The sequence below is a fragment of the Pedobacter sp. genome (assembly GCF_035317785.1).
Lineage (GTDB): Bacteria > Bacteroidota > Bacteroidia > Sphingobacteriales > Sphingobacteriaceae > Pedobacter.
Genome location: NZ_DATHGC010000317.1, coordinates 1 through 3,107 on the forward strand (window position 1 = coordinate 1; position 3,107 = coordinate 3,107).

The following is a 3,107-nucleotide window of genomic DNA, read 5'->3' on the forward strand; positions in this document are numbered from 1 at the left end:
AGGCATGCTGGGCGCAGACCTGCTGGGCTTCCATACCTTTGATGACGTAAGGCACTTTCTAAGCGCCGTATCGCGCCTGTCCAGCAGCAAGATGGACGACAATGTGATTGTTTACAAAAACCGGCACATCGTAGTAGAAGCCTTCCCTATGGGGATAGATTACGCTAAATTTGAAAGTCTGACCCAGCATCCTAAAGTTGCACGTTACTCCGCTGCATTTAAAGAAAGTCAGAAAGACCTGAAGATCATCCTGACCATAGACCGGCTGGATTACAGCAAGGGCATCATACAGCGTCTTCAGGCACTGGAACTCCTGCTCCAGCTGCACCCCAAATACATCGAACAAGTCGTCCTCTACATGATCGTAGTGCCCTCAAGGGATACGGTTCCGCAATATAAGGAACTGCGCGACCGCATAGACCAGCTCGTTGGCAACATCAACTCGAGGTACCGTACCATGAACTGGGTACCAGTACATTATTTTTATAAATCCTTTGCTGTGGAATTCCTGTCAGCACTTTACAGCACCTCAGACATCTGCCTGGTCACGCCTATGCGTGACGGAATGAACCTGGTGAGCAAAGAATATGTGGCCTCACGCACCAACAATGACGGTGTCCTGATCCTGAGTGAAATGGCAGGTGCATCAAAAGAACTCAATGATGCGCTGATCGTGAACCCCAACAATATCGGCGAAATCATGCGTGCCATAGTTCAGGCCATTGACATGTCCCTTGAAGAACAAAATGCACGCATGAACAGCATGCGCTACATCGTCAGGAAATTCGACATTCACCTCTGGGTAAAAAACTTTATGGACAAACTACAGGAAGTAAAACAATTACAGCAATCGATGCTGACCAAACATGTGGCCCAGTCCGTCAAAGACCGGATCTCAAAAGCCTATGTAGCAGCCAAAGACAGATATATATTTTTAGATTACGATGGTACACTGGTTGGCTTTCAGGGTGATATAGACAAAGCATCACCAGATCAGGAACTTTACGACATCATTGCCAAACTTTCCGCCGATCCGGCGAACCGCATCATCATTATTAGCGGCCGCCGCTATGAAACACTGCAGAATTGGTTTGGACATCTAAACCTGGATATGATTGCCGAGCACGGCGCCTGGCAAAAACAACTCGATGAAGAATGGAAATCGTTGCCCCTGCTGACCGACAAATGGAAACAGGAGGTAAAAACCGTACTCGACACCTATACCGACAGGACCCCCGGTTCTTTTGTAGAAGAAAAGAGCTATTCCCTGGTATGGCATTACCGCAAGGTAGAGAAAGGACTTGGTGAACTCAGGGCCAATGAAATTGTGAACCACCTGAGGGTCGTCATAGCCGATAAAGGGCTGCAGATGATGGAAGGCAATAAAGTCATAGAGTTCAAGAACATAGAAGTGAACAAAGGCAAAGCGGCACTCAACTGGCTCTACAACAACAACCCGGACTTTATCCTTGCCCTTGGTGATGACCATACCGACGAGGACATCTTTAAAGCATTGCCGGAAGATGCCTACACCATCAAGGTCGGCAGTAACATATCTGCCGCGCGTTATTACTTAAGAGATTATAAAGAAGTAAGAGAACTGCTGAAAACGCTGACTACCTACCAGGAAAAGACCCAGGCCAGCCAGGAAAGATTACAAAACCGTTCTGCGGCAAAAAGGACTGAACACCCGTCACTTCTGCGACGGATCTTTCAGTCCCTAACCGGCAAATAAATTACAGAAATACCGGCCTGTCCAGCTTTATCGCAATGCGATGGGCCGCGTTCATTAAACCCACATGGCTGTAGGCCTGCGGAAAATTGCCCCACTGGCTCCCATCCTTCTCATCCACATCCTCGCTAAATAACAACAAATGATTGGCGTACTGAATGATGGATTCGAACTCACGGATCGCATCATCTACCCTGCCCACACAGGCCAAAGCCTCAATATACCAGAACGCACAGATCAGGAAAGTAGTTTTTGGCCTGCCAAAATCATCACTATGCAGGTACCTGTAAAACAAACCGTTGTCTGCTTTCAGCTCTTTCTCCAAAGCTGCTAAATGGTCCCTCGCCTTTTCAGATGCCGGGTCGAGGTAGTTCATCAGGATCAGCTGCAGTGTACTGGCATCGAGATGCGGGCTGCCGACAGCATGCGTATAAACTTTACGGACCGGATCATAGCAATCCTCAATGTGCTTTGCCGCCTTATCGATCAGGATGGTCGCCCTTTCCTCATAGACGGCATTACCGATGGTCTTGGCCATTTTCAATGCCGCATTGGCACCGGCCCACTGAAACAAATTGGTATAACAATGCGTATGTGCAATATTTCTGAACTCCCAAAGCCCTGCATCCTTCTCATCAATGGTGCGCTCGATCTTGCCCAGCAAGTAATCCAGCCATTGCGCCGAATCCTGTCTTTCCCTGAAAATAAAGCGATGATCAGTATACAAAGGCAGCATAGAGACCAGCACCTGACCATAAATATCGTTCTGGATGTGCTCATAAGCCTGATTGCCTACCCTTACCGGCTTATTACCCTGATAGCCATGTATGTGCTTCAGGATCCGCTCAGTGAGCACCCTTTCTCCCGCTATGCCAAACAAGGGCTGATAACGCTCATCATCCCGGAAAGAAATGTCAGTGATGTAACCAAAGTACTTTTCCATTTCCTCAAAATGACCAATGTGGTTGAGCGCCGTGATCACATAATACGTATCCCGCATCCAGCAATAGCGGTAGTCCCAATTGCGTTTACTGCCCGGTGACTCCGGTAAACTCGTCGTACTGGCCGCAATAATGGCCCCCGTATCCTCAAACTGGTGGATTTTTAGGACCAGCGCAGAGCGAATTACCAGGTGCTGATAAAAGCCTGCGATCTTGGAATGCTTGATCCAGCGCCGCCAGTACCTGATGGTTTCCAGATAAAAACGCTCGGCAGTGCTGACAATAGGCGCATTCAGCTCATGTCCATAGGTCAGGATCAGGTACTTAGGCTCATTCAGCGCAAAATACTTCTCATCCTCTATATAGCTCAGCGAAATATTTGTACTCAGCTGCATATTTTCGACGCAGCCCGTAAATAAAATATGGTTGCTGCC

At 48.1% G+C, this 3,107-nt stretch carries 2 protein-coding genes; one reads left to right on the forward strand and one right to left on the reverse strand.

Annotated features, from left to right (window positions below; genetic code table 11):
- Positions 1 to 1,735, forward strand: a 1,735-nt coding sequence (locus tag VK541_RS19760) for a bifunctional alpha,alpha-trehalose-phosphate synthase (UDP-forming)/trehalose-phosphatase (RefSeq protein WP_324372156.1), incomplete at its 5' end; no start/stop codon positions are given.
- 1 nt (position 1,736) lies between these two features.
- On the opposite strand, the gene VK541_RS19765 is transcribed toward VK541_RS19760, so the two are convergent.
- On the reverse strand, positions 1,737 to 3,107 hold a 1,371-nt coding region (locus VK541_RS19765; RefSeq protein ID WP_324372158.1), incomplete at its 5' end, for a glycoside hydrolase family 15 protein.